The sequence below is a fragment of the Streptomyces sp. NPDC013317 genome (assembly GCF_055563155.1).
This window is the reverse complement of the sequence record NZ_JBVHDX010000002.1, coordinates 640715-657106: the sequence shown is the minus strand read 5'-3', so window position 1 is coordinate 657106 and position 16392 is coordinate 640715. Positions and strand designations below refer to the sequence as shown.

Here is a 16392-nt window from a genome sequence, read left to right as displayed (position 1 = left end):
GTCAATCTACCGAGACCCCCGACCGGCTTGCGTCTCCCCCAAGGGGAGGTCCCAGAGTGGTCCGCATGGACGGCGACACGCTCTTCTCGATCGGTGAACTGGCGCGGCGGACCGGTGTCACGGTCAAGGCCGTGCGGTTCTACTCCGACGAGGGGATCGTGCCGCCCCTCGACCGCACTCCCGCCGGTCACCGCCTCTACGGCGTGGACGCCGTCGCACGCCTCGACCTCGTACGGACGCTGCGCGACCTCGGGTTCGGGCTTGCCGACATCCGGAAGGTCCTGGACCGGGAGGACTCGCTCGCCGAGGTGGCCGCCGCGCACGCTGAGGCGCTGGACGTGCAGATCCGCACGCTGAGGCTGCGGCGCGCGGTGCTGACGTCGGTGGCCGGTCGGGGCTCTACCCCGGAGGAGATGGACCTCATGCACAAGCTGGCGAAACTGTCCGCAGCCGAACGTGACCGTCTGATCGCGGAGTTCCTCGACGCCGCCTGCACCGGACTCGACCCGGGCGTCGTCCGCTCCATGACGCCGGATCTGCCCGACGATCCCGACGACGCGCAGGTCGCGGCGTGGGTGGAGCTGGCCGAGCTGACGCAGGACCGGGAGTTCGTGGCCGACACGCGGCGCCTGACCGAGCGGGTCTCCGCCGCCCGGGACGGCGGCGGCGCGCCCCCGCGTCCCGACATCGTGGCCGTCGTACGGGAGAGGGCCGACCTCGCCCTCGACCCCGCCTCGCCGGAGGCCGGGGCGATCGTCGCCCACGTCACGGCCCACCCCGCATGCCCGGACGACCTCCCCGCGTACCTGAAGGCCGCGACCGACCCCCGCCGCGTTCGGTACCTCCAGCTCCTCGCCCGCATCAACGGCTGGCCACCCCCGGAGTCTCCGGCCCCGGCCGTCGACTGGTTCCTGCGAGCACTGCGCAGGACGGTGCCGCAGATCTGAGCAGCGGCTCGTACAACCCCTTCTCCTGTTCGGTGGTCGAACGGGTGGCGCGCACCGGTGCGTGTCTGCCCGCCCGTTCAGGAGAAGTGACGTGATGTCCAGCCGCATGCCCAGGCGCCGTCTCGGTGCCGCCGTCGCCGCCGTCCTTGCCGTCACCCTCGGAGCGGGCGTTCTGACCGCCGCACCGGCGTGCGCCGTCGTCGCCGTCCGGACGTCCTCCGCGGCGGACGCGGTCGAGGTCCGATCGCTCCTGCCGGGCACCCACCTGCTGGGCGGGGGCAGCGCGGGGTACTTCACGAGCGTCACCGTCGGCGACGACGACATGAGCAAGACGGTGCGCTGGACCCCCTACGGTCCGGGCCCGTCCCGTGACATGTCCTTCAGGACGGACATGCACATCACCGACACGTCCGGGGACCTCCTGGTCGTGTCCTCCGAGGGGTTCGGGGCCACAGCCACGAACCTGGCCACGGGGGAGTCGTTCGGCCCGGACGAGGTACCCGGCACGCTGGATCTGGAGTACCGGGGCACCGCCGGCGAGGCTCTGTTCGTCCTCGCGAGGGACGGGCTGTTCATGAAGGCGAAGGGCTCCCCCCAGCGCCTCGTGACCGGTCTGCCGGAAGGGACACGGTACGAACGCGTGGTGCCGGCCGCCGCCGGGCAGGGCCTGCTCACCTACAGCACCGCGGCCGGCGAACGCCGGCGCGGGCTGATCGACCTGGCCACCGCCTCCGTCACGGAGACCTTCCCGTATCCGGCGGGCCCGTGGGGCCGCGATGCCGCGGTCTCCGGCGAACGCTTCGCCTGGGTCGAGGGCGACACGGTCACGAACACGCTCAGGGTCGTGGTCCGCGACCGCGCGAGCGGAGCCGAGAGCACCGTGACGGTCCCGGGGACCGCGGCCGACCACGGACCCGACATCGAACTGCTCGGTGACTGGCTGATGTACGACGGGACCGCCCGCCATCTGAGGTCGGGCGAGACGGTCAAGGTGCTCGACCACAGCTCCACGTCGCACACCACCCCCGACGGCACGGCCAAAATCACACAAGGCCGTTCCGCCGTGCACGGTGCCGGTGTCTTCCGTATCGCGCCGGCCGCGGACGGCCGGCCCGGTGTCCAGCTCCTGGCCCGCCTCGGCAGCGACGCCTCGGTGACACACGACCTGGACAACGACGGCTCCCCGGACCTGCTCGGCCGTGACTCCTCGGGCACGTTGTGGAGGGACAGTCCCGGAGACGGCCGCCAGGCATACGCGATCCGCTCCGGCTGGCACATCTACGACAAGACCGAGGTCGTCGGGAACATCGCCGGCTATGGGCACACCGCGGATGTGATCGCCCGTGACAAGGCCGGCGTCCTCTGGCTCCACCAGCCTTCAGGCACCGGCTTCCTCTCTCGCACGCAGATCGGCGGAGGCTGGCAGACGTACGCCACCATCACCGGCGGCAGCGACCTCACCGGGGACGGGCGTCCGGACGTCGTCGCCATCGACAGGGCCGGCGCCCTCTGGCTCTACGAGAGCACCGGCCTCCCTTCCCGCCCCTTCGAGGCCCGCAAGCGGATCGGCACCGGCTGGCAGATCTACGACCAGCTCGCCGCCGTGGGAGAGCTCGCCGGCGGTCCGGCGGGCGATCTCGTCGCCCGTGACAGGGAGGGCGTGCTGTGGCTCTACCTCGGCAAGGGCGACGGCACCTTCACCCAGCGCACCCGCATCGGCGGCGGCTGGCAGATCTACTCCCAGCTCATCGGCGCGGGAGACGTCGACCACGACGGCAGGGCCGACCTCTTCGCCACCCACCCGGGCTCGAAGACGATCTACGTCTACTCCGGCACCGGTGACCGCCTGCGGCCGTTCGGCGCCCGCACGGTCACCGACATCCACGCGGGGCGCACGTACAACCACATGAGCTGAACTCGCGGTTCGTGGGGGGCGTGACGGCGCCCCCTACGGCTGCGTCGCCAGCTGGATCAGGTTGCCGCAGGTGTCGTCCAGGACCGCCGTGGTGACGGGGCCCATCTCCAGGGGTTCCTGGACGAAGCGGACGCCCAGGGCGGTCAGGCGCTCGTGTTCCGCGTGGACGTCGTCGACGGCGAACTGGGCGAGCGGGATGCCGTCGCCGACGAGCGCGTCACGGTAGGCCTTGACGGCCGGGTGGCCGGCGGGCTCCAGGAGGAGTTCGGTGCCTTCGGGCTCGTCGGCGGAGACGACGGTCAGCCACCGGTCCTTCTCGCCCACCGGGACGTCGTGCTTCTTCACGAAGCCGAGGATCTCGGTGTAGAAGTGCAGGGCCTTCGCCTGGTCGTCGACGAAGACGCTGGTCAGACGGATCTTCATGGGGTGCTCTCCCGCGGTCCGGAGGTGTCGGGCACGAGCCACCGCTCGGCGATCTGCCGCAGCGGGGCCGTGTTCAGGTCGTGGAACTTGTAGCGCCCCTCCCGCCTGGTCTCGACGAGGCCGGCCGCCTCCAGCACCGCGAGGTGCTGGGAGACCGCCTGGCGCGAGATGCCGAGCTGGTGCTTCATGCTCAGTCGCGAACAGATCTCGAACAGTGTCTGTCCGGACCTCTCCGTCAGCTCGTCGAGAATCGTGCGGCGAGTGGGGTCGGCCAAGGCTTTGAAGACGTCGTCGGCCATGCCCCCAGGATAGGCAAGTGTTTGCTTGCCTATCAAGTCGACACCCCGAGCACCGCCTTAGTTCAGCAGCGCCCGCGCCGCCTGCGCCCGGTTCCGGATCGACGCCGCCGCGCTCGGCTCGACCGCGTCGACCACCGAGGCGTACGCCTCCATCTCCGCCGCCCCCGCCTCGAACTCGCCCCGCTGCACCAGCAGCTCCGCGTGCTCGTAGCGCAGCCTGGCCGGGTGGGCGGGGAGCATCAGGGACAGCTCCACGGCCCACAGCGCCACGCCGGAGCGCTCCGGGCGGGGCGCGGCCCAGGCCCTGATGTTGTTCAGGATGCGCAGGACGATCTCCAGCGGGTCCGCCGGGCGCAGCATCGACGGTTCGAGGGGTTCGCCGGTGGCGCCGGCCACCAGCAGCTCGGCGTCCATGCCCGTCATCGGCCGACCGCCCGCGAACGGGTCCGCGAAGACCTGGACCGAGGGGTCGCCGAAGCCCACCACGAAGTGGCCCGGCAGCCCGAGGCCGTACACCGGCGCGCCCGCCCGGCGGGCGACCTCCATCCAGAGCACGGAGAGGAGGATCGGCAGGCCGCGCCGGCGCTTCAGGACCTCGTGGAGCAGCGAGGACTCCAGCCGCTGGTAGTCCGAGGGGACGCCCTGGAACCCGTACCGGCCGCCGAGCAGCCGGGCCAGCGCGGCCACCCAGTCGTCCGGCTCACGCAGGCCGTACGGCAGCTCCCCGGCCAGCCGGTCGAGCTCGATCTCCGACGCGTCCAGGTCCGCCGAGGTCACCGACCCGTCCGCGACCGCCCCGATCAGCAGGCAGAGCCGCGCCAGGTCCGGGCGCCGCGAACGCGCCTCCTCCGCGAACTCGCGCCGCCAGTCGCCCGCGCCGGTCACGTCGGTCACCTCGCTCACGCCTCGGTCGCCCGGTAGTGGTGGTAGTGGTGATGGACCGCGAAGCCCATCCGCTCGTACAACGCCCGGGCGCCGTCGTTGTCCGACTCCACCTGCAGCCAGGCCGCCGACGCGCCCTCGTCCAGGGCCTGCCGGGCGAGCGCCGCCATCACGGCCGTGGCCAGGCCCTGACGCCGCTGTGCGGGGTCGACCTCCACCGCCATGAACCCGGCCCAGCGGCCGTCGACCACACACCGTCCGATCGCCGCCGGTATGTCTTCCGTGCCCGGTACGGACGCGAACCACACACTCGGGCCGCCGGTCAGGACGCTCAGCACATGAGGTCCGACCTCGCCGGACCGGTTGTAGCGGCGGAGCCACGCCTCGTCCACGCTCCGCGTGAGCCGGACGCGCGACACGTCCGCGTCCAGGTCGCCGACCGGGGCGAGCCCTCCGATCCGCACCTCCGCCGAGACCTCCGAGCGCCAGCCGTGCCGCTCCAGGTCGGCGCAGAGCAGCTCCTGCGCGCCCTCGGCACCGGTCGCGGTCTGTACGTACGCGGGAAGACCGCGCTCGCCGTACCAGTCGCGCACCCGCGCGAGTGCCTCGTCCAGGGGGAGGCCGGGGTCGCCGAGCGGAAGCACCGAATTGGCGCGCCGGGTGAACCCGCCCGCCGCCCGCAGCGTCCACTCGCCCAGCGGCTCGCTCTCCACCGGCTGCCAACCGCGCGCCATCGTGCGCGCCAGCTCCTCGAAGGAGGCGGCGGGGCCGCGCCTGCGGGCCGGAGCGGCCGGCACGACCTTGCCGGCGGCGAGGGCGGATTCCGCGATCCGGACGGTCTCACCGGTCCGGCGTGTGATCAAGAGCACACCGTGGGCCCAGGATGTGAGAACTCCAACCGCGTCGGTGAATTTCGCACCGTGGTCACCCGCATCCGTCACGTACCGAACTGAGACACGTTTTCCCACGTCAGCGCGGGTAATACGTACCTCAAGGCGACCTCCTGCGGTGAATTCCACAGCTTCTCCGCCCCTCCTGTTCGGATCGACCCCAAGAACGGAGATACTAGGGGCGGGCATCGACGACGCCGCGCTCCCGCGCAGACCAGCCCTACCGAGGAGGAACGACAGCGTGACCTACGTCATCGCGCAGCCTTGTGTCGACGTCAAGGACAAGGCATGCATCGAGGAGTGCCCCGTCGACTGCATCTACGAGGGCTCCCGGTCCTTGTACATCCACCCGGACGAATGCGTCGACTGTGGTGCTTGTGAGCCGGTGTGCCCGGTCGAGGCCATCTTCTACGAGGACGACACCCCGGAGGAGTGGAAGGACTACTACAAGGCGAACGTCGAGTTCTTCGACGAGCTCGGTTCGCCCGGTGGTGCCTCCAAGCTCGGCCTGATCGAGCGCGACCACCCCTTCATCGCCGCTCTGCCGCCGCAGAACGGCTGACCTACCGCCCTCGGTCCCGTACGGCCTCGCCCGCTGTACGGGACCGACGCGTTTCCCGTCCGTACGACGAAGTGAGCCAAACCGTGAGCGCAGTCCCGGGCGCAGTCTCCTCGCGCCTGCCCGTCTTCCCCTGGGACAAGCTGGAGCCGTACAAGAAGACGGCGGTCGCCCACCCCGACGGCATCGTGGACCTGTCCGTCGGCACGCCGGTCGACCCCGTGCCGGAGCTGATCCGGAGCGCGCTGGTCGCGGCGGCGGACTCGCCCGGCTATCCCACGGTCTGGGGCACCACCGAGCTGCGGGACGCCCTCACCGGCTGGTGCGAGCGGCGCCTCGGCGCGGTCGCGCCCACCCACCACAACGTGCTACCGGTCGTCGGCTCCAAGGAGCTGGTGGCCTGGCTGCCCACCCAGCTCGGCCTCGGCGCCGGGGACCAGGTCGCCTACCCGCGCCTGGCCTACCCGACGTACGAGGTCGGCGCGCGGCTCTGCGGCGCGGAGCCCGTCGTCTACGACGACCCGACGACCGACCTGGACCCGGCCGCGGTCAAGCTGCTCTGGCTCAACTCGCCCTCCAACCCGACCGGCAAGGTCCTCGGCAAGGACGAGCTGACCCGGATCGTGGCCTGGGCCCGCGAGCACGGCATCCTCGTCTTCTCCGACGAGTGCTACCTGGAGCTGGGCTGGGAGGCCGACCCGGTCTCCGTGCTGCATCCGGAGGTCTGTAGCGGCTCGTACGAGGGGATCGTCGCCGTCCACTCGCTCTCCAAGCGCTCCAACCTGGCCGGCTACCGCGCCGCGTTCGTCGCGGGCGACGCGGCCGTCCTCGGCGAGCTGCTCCTGATCCGCAAGCACGGCGGGATGATGACGGCCGCCCCGGTGCAGGCCGCCACGGTCGCCGCCCTGGGCGACGACCGACACGTCGCCGAGCAGCGGGAGCGGTACGCGGCCCGGCGCTCCGCGCTGAGGACGGCGCTGGAGGCGCACGGCTTCCGGATCGAGCACAGCGAGGCGAGCCTCTACCTGTGGGCGACCCGCGACGAGCCGTGCTGGGAGACCGTGGCGTACCTGGCCGAGAAGGGCATCCTCGTCGCGCCCGGCGACTTCTACGGGACGGCGGGGGAGCGGTTCGTCCGGGTGGCCTTCACGGCCACGGACGAGCGCGTGGAAGCCGCGGTCAAGCGCCTGGGCTGACCGCCGCACGGACGGGGAAGGGCCCGGGGAGCGTGATGCTCCCCGGGCCCTTCCCCGTACCGGTACCGGAGAACCGGTACCGGGGGTTCAGCCGCCGATCGGCAGACCGCCCAGCGAGGGCACGCCGCCGGCCGGCAGCTTCTTGCCGAGGTCGCCCGCCGCAGGGGCGGCCTCGCCGAGGACCTCGCCCGCGCCGCCCGCGGCGTCGCCCGTGACCTGCTCGGCGACCGGCGAGGCGGTCCTGCCCGCCGAGTCCACGGTCTTGCCCGCGGTCGGGACGGCCTTGCCGACGGCCTTGGTACCGGTGTCGCCGACGACACCGGTGGCGGTCTCCGAGGCGCCGTCGACGGCGTTGCCGACACCGGCGCCGTCCAGCGAGCTGATGCCGGAGAGCGCACCGGTCGGGGCGATGCTGTGGTCCATGGCGCTCGCGGAGCCGGCCGCACCGACCACGGGGGCTGCTCCGGCCGCGACGAGAAGGGCGGCGCGGGCGATCCGACGGGTCAGGGGGAGGGACATGGTGCTCCTTCGACGAAGACGACGTACTGACGCCGTGACAACCGAGGCGAGGGAGGGGGAGGTTGCGGCGGCCGAAGGTAAAGGCTCCGCAATGCATCGCATTATCGGGTGGGGAGGAAAGCGGACGAAGGCGATGAAGATCCAACCCCTGCCGAACCGTCACTTCCCTTGCCGGACAAGGGAAGTGGGGGCGTGAGCGCAGCCCGGTGCGGGTGACTGGTGACGTCCGTCGGCGAATACCCGGTCGGGTGACGACCCGTACGCACGCCCTAGGGCCCGCCTCAGCGCGCGAGGCGGATGCGAACCGTTCCTTCACCGGCCGCGTCGGCCGTCTTCGTCCACGCGCCCGCGGAGTCGCCCGCCCGCCAGACCTTGTCCGCGTACGCCACCTCCACGACCCGCAGATCCTCCGCGCGCGCCACGGCCCAATGTGCGAGCTCCCAGCCGCGCCGGGCGTCGGACCCCGTGGTCGCGGGGACCGGCACGGTGATCACGGCGGAGGAGGAGCCGACGCTCGTCCTCGCACTGCCGCCGGCCGTCGTCCGGGGCGCCGCCTTCTCGCCGAAGGCCCGTACCAGCTCCGCCCGCAGCTTCGCCGGATCGCCCGCGGCGCCGTCCCGCGCCGGGTCCGTCATGCAGCGGAGGGCGGCGGCCGAGCGGCCCGTGAGCGCCGCCGACAGGAGCGTCGCGTCCGGCTCGTGCTTCGCGTACGCCTGCGGGAACCCGCTGCGCTGCACCTTCTGCGCCGCCACGGTCAGCGGGAGCCGCGAATAGCCGGGAACCTCCGCGAGGCCTTCGTAGAACCTTCCCGAGGAGTACACCGGATCCATGATCTGCTCCGGCGTTCCCCAGCCCATGGACGGGCGCTGCTGGAACAGTCCGAGCGAGTCCCGGTCACCGTGCCTGATGTTGCGCAGCGCGGACTCCTGGAGCGCCGTCGCCAGGGCGATCGTGACCGCCCGCTCCGGCATCCGGCGTGTGGTGCCCACGGCCGAGATGGTCGCCGCGTTGGACGCCTGCTCCAGGGTGAACTCGTACGTGTTCTCGCCACTGCCGACGGTGCACCGGGGCGCGCCTCTGGAGCCCGTCGACTGGTGTACCGCCACATAGGCGATCAGGCCGCAGAGCACGACGAGGGCCGTCGTGAACCTGGCGAGACGGCCCTTGCGGCGGGGGTGGGGGGAACGGCTGGGCTCGGACACGGGGCCCACCGTACTGGAGGCCGGGTTAGGGTCGGCACATGGCTGACATTGCTCCCCTCGACCTCACGCTCGACGGCCCCGCGCTCACCGCCGCGCTCGTCGACTTCCCCTCGGTCAGCGGGACGGAGAAGCCGCTCGCCGACGCGATCGAGCTGGCCCTGCGCGCCCTGCCGCACCTCACCGTCGACCGCTTCGGCAACAACGTCGTCGCCCGCACCCGCTTCGGCCACGGGGAGCGCGTGATCCTCGCCGGGCACATCGACACCGTGCCGATCGCCGACAACGTGCCCTCGCGGCTCGACGAGAACGGCATCCTGTGGGGCTGCGGCACCTCCGACATGAAGTCGGGCGTCGCCGTCCAGCTCCGGATCGCCGCCACCGTGCCCGAGCCCAACCGGGACCTCACCTTCGTCTTCTACGACCAGGAGGAGGTCGCCGCCGACCTCAACGGCCTCGGGAAGGTCGCCGAGGCGCACCCGGACTGGCTGGAGGGCGACTTCGCGATCCTCCTCGAAGGATCGAACGCCGAGGTCGAGGGCGGCTGTCAGGGCACGCTCCGCGTCCTCCTGCACACGCAGGGCGAGCGCGCCCACTCCGCGCGCTCCTGGATGGGCTCCAACGCCATCCACGCCGCCGCCCCGATCCTGGCCCGCCTCGCCGCGTACGAGCCGCGCAAGCCGGTCATCGACGGCCTGGAGTACCACGAGGGCCTCAACGCGGTACGGATCGAGGGCGGCGTCGCCAACAACGTCATCCCCGACGCCTGCACCGTCGTCGTCAACTACCGCTACGCGCCCGACCTCGGCCCGGAGGAGGCCGAGGCACACGTCCGCGAGGTCTTCGCCGACTGCGGCGTCGCCGAGTTCGTCGTCGACGACCACAGCGGAGGCGCCCTCCCCGGCCTCTCCCACCCGGCCGCGGAGGCGTTCATGAAGGCCGTGGGCGGCACGGCCCACCCCAAGTTCGGCTGGACCGACGTGGCGCGCTTCAGCGCCCTCGGCGTCCCCGCCGTCAACTACGGCCCCGGAGACCCGATCTACGCGCACAAGGTCGACGAGCACGTCGTCGTCGAGCGGATCGTCCAGTGCGAGGAACGTCTCCGCGACTGGCTCACTTCGTGACAGCCGTCATTCGGCCTTTTGTCACGTCTGTGGACCTACCCTGACCGAATCAGAAGATCAGAGGATCGGCGGAGGGAGCAGACCATGGGTGTCCCCGAGGGAGGGTCGAAGCCGGAGGAGCAGAGGCTGGGACCGGTGCTGAGGCGCCGGGATCAGGTCCAGCCCGGCACCACCGATCAGCGTCTGCTGGACACCGAGGGTGACTCGGAGTGGGTGCACACCGACCCCTGGCGGGTCATGCGCATCCAGTCCGAGTTCGTGGAGGGCTTCGGCGCGCTCGCCGAACTGCCGAGCGCGATCAGCGTCTTCGGCTCGGCCCGCACACTGCCGGACACGCCGGAGTACGACGCGGGCGTACGGCTCGGCCGCGCGCTGGTCGAGGCCGGCTTCGCGGTGATCACGGGCGGCGGCCCGGGCGCCATGGAGGCCGCGAACAAGGGTGCGCGGGAGGCCCAGGGCATCTCGGTCGGCCTGGGCATCGAGCTCCCCTTCGAACAGGGGCTCAACCCGCACGTCGACATCGGCGTGAACTTCCGCTACTTCTTCGTGAGAAAAACGATGTTCGTGAAGTACGCGCAAGGGTTCGTCGTCCTCCCGGGCGGCCTCGGCACCCTGGACGAGCTCTTCGAGGCGCTCACCCTGGTCCAGACCCGCAAGGTGACCCGCTTCCCGATCGTGCTCTTCGGTACGGAGTACTGGAAGGGCCTCGTCGACTGGCTCCGCGACTCGGTGGTCGCCGGCGGCAAGGCCTCCGAGCGGGACCTCCTGCTCTTCCACGTGACCGACGACGTGGACGAGGCCGTGGCCCTGGTGTCGAAGGAGACGAGCAGGTAGCGGTCGCCCCCCGGGAGCCGGCGCCCGCGCCCTGAAACGGGCGCCGGTCCCGGGGGCCCGGCTCAGGCGAGTCCGCGCCGGGCCACGGCCGGTGGCCGGTGCCCGGCGATGGACGCGACCATGTCCAGCACCTGGCGCGTCTCGGCCACCTCGTGGACGCGGTACACCTGCGCGCCGAGCCAGGCGGAGACGGCGGTCGTCGCGAGCGTCCCCAGCACCCGCTCCTTCACCGGCCGGTCCAGCGTCTCGCCCACGAAGTCCTTGTTGGACAACGAGACGAGCACCGGCCAGCCCGTCGCCGTCATCTCGCCGAGCCGACGGGTCGCCTCCAGGCTGTGCCGGGTGTTCTTCCCGAAGTCGTGGCCGGGGTCGATCATGATCCCGTCCCGCCGCACCCCGAGTCCGGCCGCCCGCTCGGCCAGTCCGACGGTCACCCGCAGGATGTCGGCCATCACGTCCTCGTACGCGATCCGGTGCGGCCGGGTCCGTGGCTCCGCGCCGCCCGCGTGGGTGCAGACGAGCCCGGCTCCGTACCGCGCCGCGACCTCCGCGAGCCGCGGATCCACCCCGCCCCACGCGTCGTTGAGGACGTCCGCGCCGGCCTCGCAGACCGCCTCGCCGACATCCGCGCGCCAGGTGTCGACACTGATGACGACGTCCGGGTGCCGGCGCCGTACCTCCGCGACGAAACCGACCGTGCGACGCGCCTCCTCCTCGGCCGAGACCTCCTCGCCCGGGCCCGCCTTCACCCCGCCGATGTCGATGATGGCGGCGCCCTCGGCCACCGCCTGCTCGACGCGGGCGAGAGCGGGCTCGTCGCGGAAGGTGGCGCCCTGGTCGTAGAAGGAATCCGGGGTCCGGTTCACGATCGCCATGATCACCGGCTCGTTCGGCCCGAATTCACGCCGTCCCAAGCGCAGCATCCCTTTTGTCCTCCCTCGCGTCCGTTCGCCTGCGACCCTAACTGTCGGTGGCGCATGGCACGATCGACCACGGGACGAAATCCATTTCGGGGAGAGGCGCGCTGGTGTTCTGGTTTTTGCTGATCGCGATGGTCGTGGTCGTCGCTGCGGTCACCCTCGCGGTGGTCGGGGGAGGCGACAGCGAGGTGCTGCCCGAGGTGGCGCCCGAGCAGTTGGTCGACCCGCTGCCGGCGGCCCGTCCGGTCGACCGCGACGACGTCGAGGCGCTCCGGCTGCCGGTGACGGCGCGGGGGTACCGCATGGCCGACGTGGACGATGTGCTGGGACGCCTGGGCGCCGAGCTCGCGGAGCGGGACGCCCGCATCGCGGAGCTGGAGGCGGCGCTGGCGGCGGGGCCCGGCAGACCCGGCCCCGCGTCCGACGGCCCCTCGCTTCGTAAGGACGAGGGCGAGGGCCGGTGACCGGCGAGGCCGTCCCCGGCCCGGACGGGCGCCTGCGCTGCCCCTGGGGCCTGTCGACCGGGGACTACGTCACGTACCACGACGAGGAGTGGGGACGCCCGGTCCACGGGGACGACGCGCTCTTCGAACGGCTCTGCCTGGAGGCGTTCCAGTCCGGACTCTCCTGGATCACGATCCTGCGCCGTCGCGAGGGCTTCCGCCGGGCCTTCGCCGGCTTCGAGATCGCCTCGGTCGCGCGGTTCGACGAGACGGACCGGGAGCGGCTCCTCGCCGACGAGGGCATCATCCGCAACCGCGCGAAGATCGACGCGACCATGGCCAACGCCAAGGCGCTGACGGAGTGGGCCCCCGGCGAGCTGGACGCCCTCATCTGGTCGTACGCCCCGGACCCGGCGTCCCGCCCCGCGCCGCTGACGATCGCCGACGTCCCGGCGGTGACCGACGAGTCGACCGCCCTGTCCAAGGCCCTGAAGAAGCGCGGCCTGCGCTTCATCGGCCCGACGACGGCCTACGCCCTGATGCAGGCCTGCGGCCTCGTCGACGACCACCTGACGAACTGCGTGGCCCGCGGCGCCCGCTAGGGGCGGCCGCGGGGCCACGCAGAGCTGTGGCCGCCGTCCGCGGTGGGAGTGCGTCAGAAGACGTGGACGCCCTCGGCGGAGTCGTAGGACGTCAGGTACGACGGCGCGCCGATGCCTCCCCGGCCGTTGCCGGCGTCGACGTACAGCTCGCGGTAGTTGATCGTGCGCATGAGGTCGGACACGCCGTCCCCGGTCACGTCTCCCACCGTCAGCAGCTCCTCGTTGGTCCCCCAGGCGTACGGCAGCTTCGTGCGGGATCCGAAGGCGCCACGGCCGTTGCCCGGGTAGAGCCACAACGAGCGCGAGCCGTCACGGGCGACGAGGTCGGCCCTGCCGTCCCCGTTCATGTCGCCCGGCGCCACGAGCCGGTTCATGGCGTTCCAGCCGCCACCGACCGTCCTGCGGGTGGAGAAGGAGCCGCGCCCGTTGCCCGGGTACGTCCAGAGCACACCCGCGGTGTCCCGGGCGACCAGGTCGCGACGGCCGTCGCCGGTGATGTCGCCCACCGCCTCGATCTCACGCATGGAGTTCCAGCCGCCGCCGATCTTGACGCGGGTCCGGAGCGAGCCCAGGCCGTTGCCGGGGTAGAGCCAGAGCACACCTGCCCTGTCGCGGGCGTAGACGTCCTCGTACCCGTCGCCGGTGTAGTCGCCGTGCCGGACGAGCTGGGTCATCGCGTTCCAGCCGCCCCCGATCAGCCGTCCCTTCGGCGCGGCGGTGCTCCCCCTGGGGACGTAGCCGGGAAGGAACCACAGCCTGCCGTCCTCCGCGCGGTGGAGGAGGTCGGGGACCCAGTTGCCGTCCAGGTCACCGAACGAGGTCACGGGCGTGGGCTCGGGGCGCGCGCTGGGTGCCAGCCAGTCCATCCACGGGTAGCCGTAGGAGAGCTCCCAGTCGGTCGCGGCGACCCGGATCGAGCTGATCTTGTTGTCGAGCCTGCCGTCGAACGCGCCGCCGCCCAGGTCGATCGGGCCGTTGTGCGGGCTGACGTGCAGCGAGTCTTCGCCGGTGTAGTTCGGGCCCGTGGAGGCGCTCGCGTACAGCCCGGAGTTGTTGACCAGGGAGGAGATGGAGTCGTTCCACACGCCCAGGGTCGGCTGGCTGGACGAGATGATCTTCATCTCTCCACCGAACTCCGGGTACTGGAACACACAGAGCTTGCCCGCCGGGCACCGGGACGAGTCCGCCGCGGCGCTCGGCGCCGCGGTGACGAGGGTGGCCAGCGAGGCCAGGGTGGCCACGGCCGCGCCGAGGGCGCGCCGGGCCCGAGAGGTTCCGACCATGGATCGGACTCCCTTCGATGGAGGAGTGAGGGTCGGCATCAGAAGACGAAATGGGAGGAGCGGAGCAGAGCGAACGGCTTCGGGGCTCCGAGGCCGCCGTCCGCCTTGCCCGGGTAGACCCGGAGGTACATGGGAGTGGTCCGGTCCCAGGAGTCGGTGCCCGGGGCGTGCGCGACCAGGTCCGGCCGCCCGTCGCCCGTCAGGTCGCCGAGACCGGCCAGCTCCTTCAGGGAGTTCCAGCCGCCGGAGCCGACGAGCTTGCGGACGCCGAACGTGCCCCGGCCGGTCCCCGGGTAGAGCCAGAGCCTGCCCGCCGTGTCACGGGCCATGAGGTCGGCCCGCTTGTCGGAGTTCATGTCGCCGGCACCGACGAGCTCGTTCATGACCTTCCAGCCGCCGCCGACCTTCTTGCGCGCCCCGAAGGAGCCGCGGCCGTTGCCGGGGTACGTCCAGAGGTCACCGGCGCCGTCGGCCGCGAGCAGGTCCGCCCTGCCGTCTCCGGTGAGGTCACCCGCGGCGGCGATGTCGCGCATGCTGTTCCAGCCCGCGCCGATCCTGACGCGGGGCTTGAACAGGCCCTTGCCGTTGCCCGGGTAGAACCACAGGACGCCGGCGGAGTCACGGGCGAGCACGTCCTCGTTGCCGTCCCCGTCGTGGTCGCCGTGACGGACCAGCTTGGTCATGCTGTTCCAGCCGCCGCCGATGCGCTGCGTCGTGCCCGTGCTCTCCCAGGTGTGGGAGGTCCAGAGTCCGCCGATCGCGTCGCGGGTGAGCAGGTCGGCGTAGCCGTCGTCGTCGATGTCGCCGAACGCGCCGAGCGCCGACGACGAGGCCGGACGGAGCTTCGGACCGGCGTCGGTGCCGTACCAGGTCGGAATCCGGCTCTCGGACCCGCAGAAGTCGTCCGCCTCGGGCCCGACGTCGATCGAGCTGGCGGCGCGGTCGAGCTCGGGGTAGGCGCTCTCGTCGAAGGACTCCGCGGTGTAGAAGTGCACGGAGCCCTCGGGAGCGAAGCCGGGTTGCGGATAGAAGCAGACCGCGTCGGCGCTGAGGTTCACGAAGGAGCGGATGCGGTTGTCCCAGGCGCCGAGGGAGTACATCGGCTTGCTGACGACCAGCATGTCCCCCTGGTACAGCGGCTTGCTGAAGGCGCAGACCTTGCCGGAGGGGCAGCGGTCCCAGCCGTCCGCCGCCTGAGCCGGGGTGGTCAGAGCCGTCGACGCCAGGCCCAGTGCCAGAGCGCCGGTGAGTGCGCCGCGAACGGATCGCGACGCGGAAGAAGAACGCACGGAACCCCCCAGGTGATGTGCGTGTGAAGTCGATGAGAACGCACTCGAGAAGATCGAGTGGTGTGCGGATCATATAGACGCGCACACCACTCGATCGACGGGGTTCCAGCGGGGGCTCCGGAGGCCCTAGCGGCCGACGTACCTCGGCTTCTCCTTGGCCAGGAAGGCCTGGACCGCGATCGTGTGGTCCTCGGAGGCGCCCGCCGCCGTCTGGAGCTCGTCCTCCTTCTCCAGGGCCTCGGACAGCGAGTGGTCCGCGCCGTACGCCAGGGAGGCCTTCAGCGCCGCGTAGGCCACCGTCGGGCCCTCGGCCAGGGTGCGGGCGATCTTCCGGGCCTCCTCGGCCAGGTCGGCCACCGGGACCAGCTTGTTCACGATGCCCAGCTCGTACGCCTCCTGGGCGCTGATCGAACGCGGGAAGAGCAGCAGGTCCGAGGCGCGGCTCGCGCCGATCAGCCGGGGCAGCGTCCAGGACATGCCCGAGTCGGCGGTGAGCGCGACCCCCGCGAAGGAGGTGTTGAACGCGGCCGTCTCCGCGACCACCCGGTAGTCCGCCGCCAGCGCGAAGCCGAAGCCGGCGCCCGCCGCGACGCCGTTCACGCCCGCCACGACCGGCTTCTTCATGCCGGTCAGCGCCTTGACGATCGGGTTGTAGTGGTCGCGGACGGTGTTCATCGTCGCCTGCGAGCCGGTCTCCTTGTCCGACATCAGCAGACCCACGTGCTCCTTCAGGTCCTGGCCCACGCAGAAGGCCCGGTCGCCCGCCGCGGTGAGCAGTACCGCCCGTACGGCGGTGTCCGCGGCGGCGGCTTCCGCCGCGTCCCGCAGGGCGACCTTGGCCTCCACGTTCATCGCGTTCATGGCCTCGGGCCGGTTGATCGTGATCGTGGCGAGTCCGTCGGTCACTTCGTACAGCACGGTGTCGGCCATCGGGGCTTCCCTTCGCGTCGTTGCGTCCCTGATGCGCTCAGCATGACGGAGATCACCCGACCCGCACATGTGACCTGCGTCAAAGCCCGGTGGCGAACGAGCGGCGAAGTATCGCAGGCCGATCGCCGAAATGGGCGG

Annotated in this window: 18 protein-coding genes; 8 read left to right on the top strand and 10 right to left on the bottom strand. The window is 71.7% G+C overall.

Annotation, left to right across the window (positions count from 1 at the left end; genetic code table 11):
- The first annotated feature begins 65 nt into the window (after nt 1-65).
- Together ACZ3IJ_RS07715 and ACZ3IJ_RS07710 are read left to right on the top strand one after the other, a co-directional pair.
- Nucleotides 66-947: a MerR family transcriptional regulator gene (locus ACZ3IJ_RS07715; protein ID WP_467466752.1), complete on the top strand. Its 882-nt coding sequence runs from the start codon at nt 66-68 to the stop codon at nt 945-947.
- A 94-nt stretch (nt 948-1041) separates the two neighbouring features.
- On the top strand, nt 1042-2862 hold the full coding sequence (locus ACZ3IJ_RS07710; protein WP_467466751.1) for an FG-GAP repeat domain-containing protein: 1821 nt from the start codon (nt 1042-1044) through the stop codon (nt 2860-2862).
- A gap of 33 nt (nt 2863-2895) precedes the next feature.
- Here the strand turns inward: ACZ3IJ_RS07710 and ACZ3IJ_RS07705 are convergent, their stop codons facing one another.
- Genes ACZ3IJ_RS07705 through ACZ3IJ_RS07690 form a run of 4 tightly spaced genes read right to left on the bottom strand, consistent with a single transcriptional unit; the run spans nt 2896 to nt 5485 of the window.
- Entirely contained in the window at nt 2896-3285 is a 390-nt protein-coding gene (locus tag ACZ3IJ_RS07705; protein WP_467466750.1) for a VOC family protein, read from the bottom strand.
- Complete coding sequence (locus ACZ3IJ_RS07700; RefSeq protein ID WP_391798631.1) at nt 3282-3584, bottom strand: ArsR/SmtB family transcription factor; 303 nt, start codon at nt 3582-3584, stop codon at nt 3282-3284. Before ACZ3IJ_RS07700 ends, ACZ3IJ_RS07705 begins: the two co-directional genes overlap by 4 nt.
- Before the next feature lie 57 nt (nt 3585-3641).
- Nucleotides 3642-4487, bottom strand: a complete 846-nt coding sequence (locus ACZ3IJ_RS07695; RefSeq protein ID WP_467466749.1) for a transglutaminase family protein — start codon at nt 4485-4487, stop codon at nt 3642-3644.
- Complete coding sequence (locus ACZ3IJ_RS07690; RefSeq protein WP_467466748.1) at nt 4484-5485, bottom strand: GNAT family N-acetyltransferase; 1002 nt, start codon at nt 5483-5485, stop codon at nt 4484-4486. The genes ACZ3IJ_RS07695 and ACZ3IJ_RS07690 overlap by 4 nt, the downstream gene beginning before the upstream one ends.
- A gap of 112 nt (nt 5486-5597) precedes the next feature.
- Here ACZ3IJ_RS07690 and fdxA point away from each other — a divergent pair, with 112 nt between their 5' ends.
- Together fdxA and dapC are read left to right on the top strand one after the other, a co-directional pair.
- Nucleotides 5598-5918: a ferredoxin gene (gene fdxA, locus ACZ3IJ_RS07685; protein WP_003985062.1), complete on the top strand. Its 321-nt coding sequence runs from the start codon at nt 5598-5600 to the stop codon at nt 5916-5918.
- Between the two features lie 83 nt (nt 5919-6001).
- Nucleotides 6002-7111 carry a succinyldiaminopimelate transaminase gene (dapC, locus tag ACZ3IJ_RS07680; RefSeq protein ID WP_467466747.1) on the top strand — a complete coding sequence of 370 codons (1110 nt, stop codon included), beginning with the start codon at nt 6002-6004 and terminating at the stop codon, nt 7109-7111.
- Between the two features lie 87 nt (nt 7112-7198).
- Here dapC and ACZ3IJ_RS07675 read toward each other — a convergent pair whose 3' ends face one another.
- Both ACZ3IJ_RS07675 and ACZ3IJ_RS07670 read right to left on the bottom strand, forming a co-directional pair.
- A complete protein-coding gene (locus ACZ3IJ_RS07675; RefSeq protein WP_467466746.1) occupies nt 7199-7630 on the bottom strand; it encodes an ATP-binding protein in 432 nt (143 codons plus the stop codon).
- Between the two features lie 281 nt (nt 7631-7911).
- Nucleotides 7912-8841: a VldE C-terminal domain-containing protein gene (locus ACZ3IJ_RS07670; protein ID WP_467466745.1), complete on the bottom strand. Its 930-nt coding sequence runs from the start codon at nt 8839-8841 to the stop codon at nt 7912-7914.
- Nucleotides 8842-8870: 29 nt separating this feature from the next.
- On the opposite strand from ACZ3IJ_RS07670, the gene dapE reads away from it, so the two are divergent.
- Nucleotides 8871-9953, top strand: a complete 1083-nt coding sequence (dapE, locus tag ACZ3IJ_RS07665; protein ID WP_467466744.1) for a succinyl-diaminopimelate desuccinylase — start codon at nt 8871-8873, stop codon at nt 9951-9953.
- Between the two features lie 84 nt (nt 9954-10037).
- Nucleotides 10038-10787, top strand: a complete 750-nt coding sequence (locus ACZ3IJ_RS07660; protein WP_352191178.1) for an LOG family protein — start codon at nt 10038-10040, stop codon at nt 10785-10787.
- A gap of 62 nt (nt 10788-10849) precedes the next feature.
- Here the strand turns inward: ACZ3IJ_RS07660 and folP are convergent, their stop codons facing one another.
- Entirely contained in the window at nt 10850-11710 is an 861-nt protein-coding gene (gene folP, locus ACZ3IJ_RS07655; protein ID WP_467466743.1) for a dihydropteroate synthase, read from the bottom strand.
- A 104-nt stretch (nt 11711-11814) separates the two neighbouring features.
- Between folP and ACZ3IJ_RS07650 the strand changes: the two genes are divergently transcribed.
- On the top strand, nt 11815-12171 hold the full coding sequence (locus tag ACZ3IJ_RS07650) for a hypothetical protein (RefSeq protein ID WP_391798623.1): 357 nt from the start codon (nt 11815-11817) through the stop codon (nt 12169-12171).
- Nucleotides 12168-12752 (top strand): DNA-3-methyladenine glycosylase I, encoded by a 585-nt coding sequence (locus tag ACZ3IJ_RS07645; RefSeq protein WP_467466742.1) that lies wholly within the window; start codon nt 12168-12170, stop codon nt 12750-12752. The genes ACZ3IJ_RS07650 and ACZ3IJ_RS07645 overlap by 4 nt, the downstream gene beginning before the upstream one ends.
- A 53-nt stretch (nt 12753-12805) precedes the next feature.
- On the opposite strand, the gene ACZ3IJ_RS07640 is transcribed toward ACZ3IJ_RS07645, so the two are convergent.
- The 3 genes from ACZ3IJ_RS07640 to chcB form a co-directional block, all read right to left on the bottom strand.
- A complete protein-coding gene (locus tag ACZ3IJ_RS07640; protein WP_467466741.1) occupies nt 12806-14035 on the bottom strand; it encodes an FG-GAP-like repeat-containing protein in 1230 nt (409 codons plus the stop codon).
- A 38-nt stretch (nt 14036-14073) separates the two neighbouring features.
- On the bottom strand, nt 14074-15324 hold the full coding sequence (locus ACZ3IJ_RS07635) for an FG-GAP-like repeat-containing protein (RefSeq protein ID WP_467466740.1): 1251 nt from the start codon (nt 15322-15324) through the stop codon (nt 14074-14076).
- 126 nt (nt 15325-15450) lie between these two features.
- The gene (gene chcB / locus ACZ3IJ_RS07630) at nt 15451-16254 is read right to left on the bottom strand and encodes a 2-cyclohexenylcarbonyl CoA isomerase (protein ID WP_467466739.1); all 804 of its coding nucleotides are present in this window, start codon (nt 16252-16254) and stop codon (nt 15451-15453) included.
- Nucleotides 16255-16392 lie beyond the last annotated feature (138 nt).

Excerpts from the sequence above, each read along its gene's own strand:
- ACZ3IJ_RS07715 (WP_467466752.1), top strand. The coding sequence starts at position 66 with ATGGACGGCGACACGCTCTTCTCGATCGGTGAACTGGCGCGGCGGACC.
- ACZ3IJ_RS07710 (WP_467466751.1), top strand. The coding sequence starts at position 1,042 with ATGTCCAGCCGCATGCCCAGGCGCCGTCTCGGTGCCGCCGTCGCCGCC.
- ACZ3IJ_RS07705 (WP_467466750.1), bottom strand. The coding sequence starts at position 3,285 with ATGAAGATCCGTCTGACCAGCGTCTTCGTCGACGACCAGGCGAAGGCC.
- ACZ3IJ_RS07700 (WP_391798631.1), bottom strand. The coding sequence starts at position 3,584 with ATGGCCGACGACGTCTTCAAAGCCTTGGCCGACCCCACTCGCCGCACG.
- ACZ3IJ_RS07675 (WP_467466746.1), bottom strand. The coding sequence starts at position 7,630 with ATGTCCCTCCCCCTGACCCGTCGGATCGCCCGCGCCGCCCTTCTCGTC.
- dapE (WP_467466744.1), top strand. The coding sequence starts at position 8,871 with ATGGCTGACATTGCTCCCCTCGACCTCACGCTCGACGGCCCCGCGCTC.
- ACZ3IJ_RS07660 (WP_352191178.1), top strand. The coding sequence starts at position 10,038 with ATGGGTGTCCCCGAGGGAGGGTCGAAGCCGGAGGAGCAGAGGCTGGGA.
- folP (WP_467466743.1), bottom strand. The coding sequence starts at position 11,710 with ATGCTGCGCTTGGGACGGCGTGAATTCGGGCCGAACGAGCCGGTGATC.
- ACZ3IJ_RS07640 (WP_467466741.1), bottom strand. The coding sequence starts at position 14,035 with ATGGTCGGAACCTCTCGGGCCCGGCGCGCCCTCGGCGCGGCCGTGGCC.
- chcB (WP_467466739.1), bottom strand. The coding sequence starts at position 16,254 with ATGGCCGACACCGTGCTGTACGAAGTGACCGACGGACTCGCCACGATC.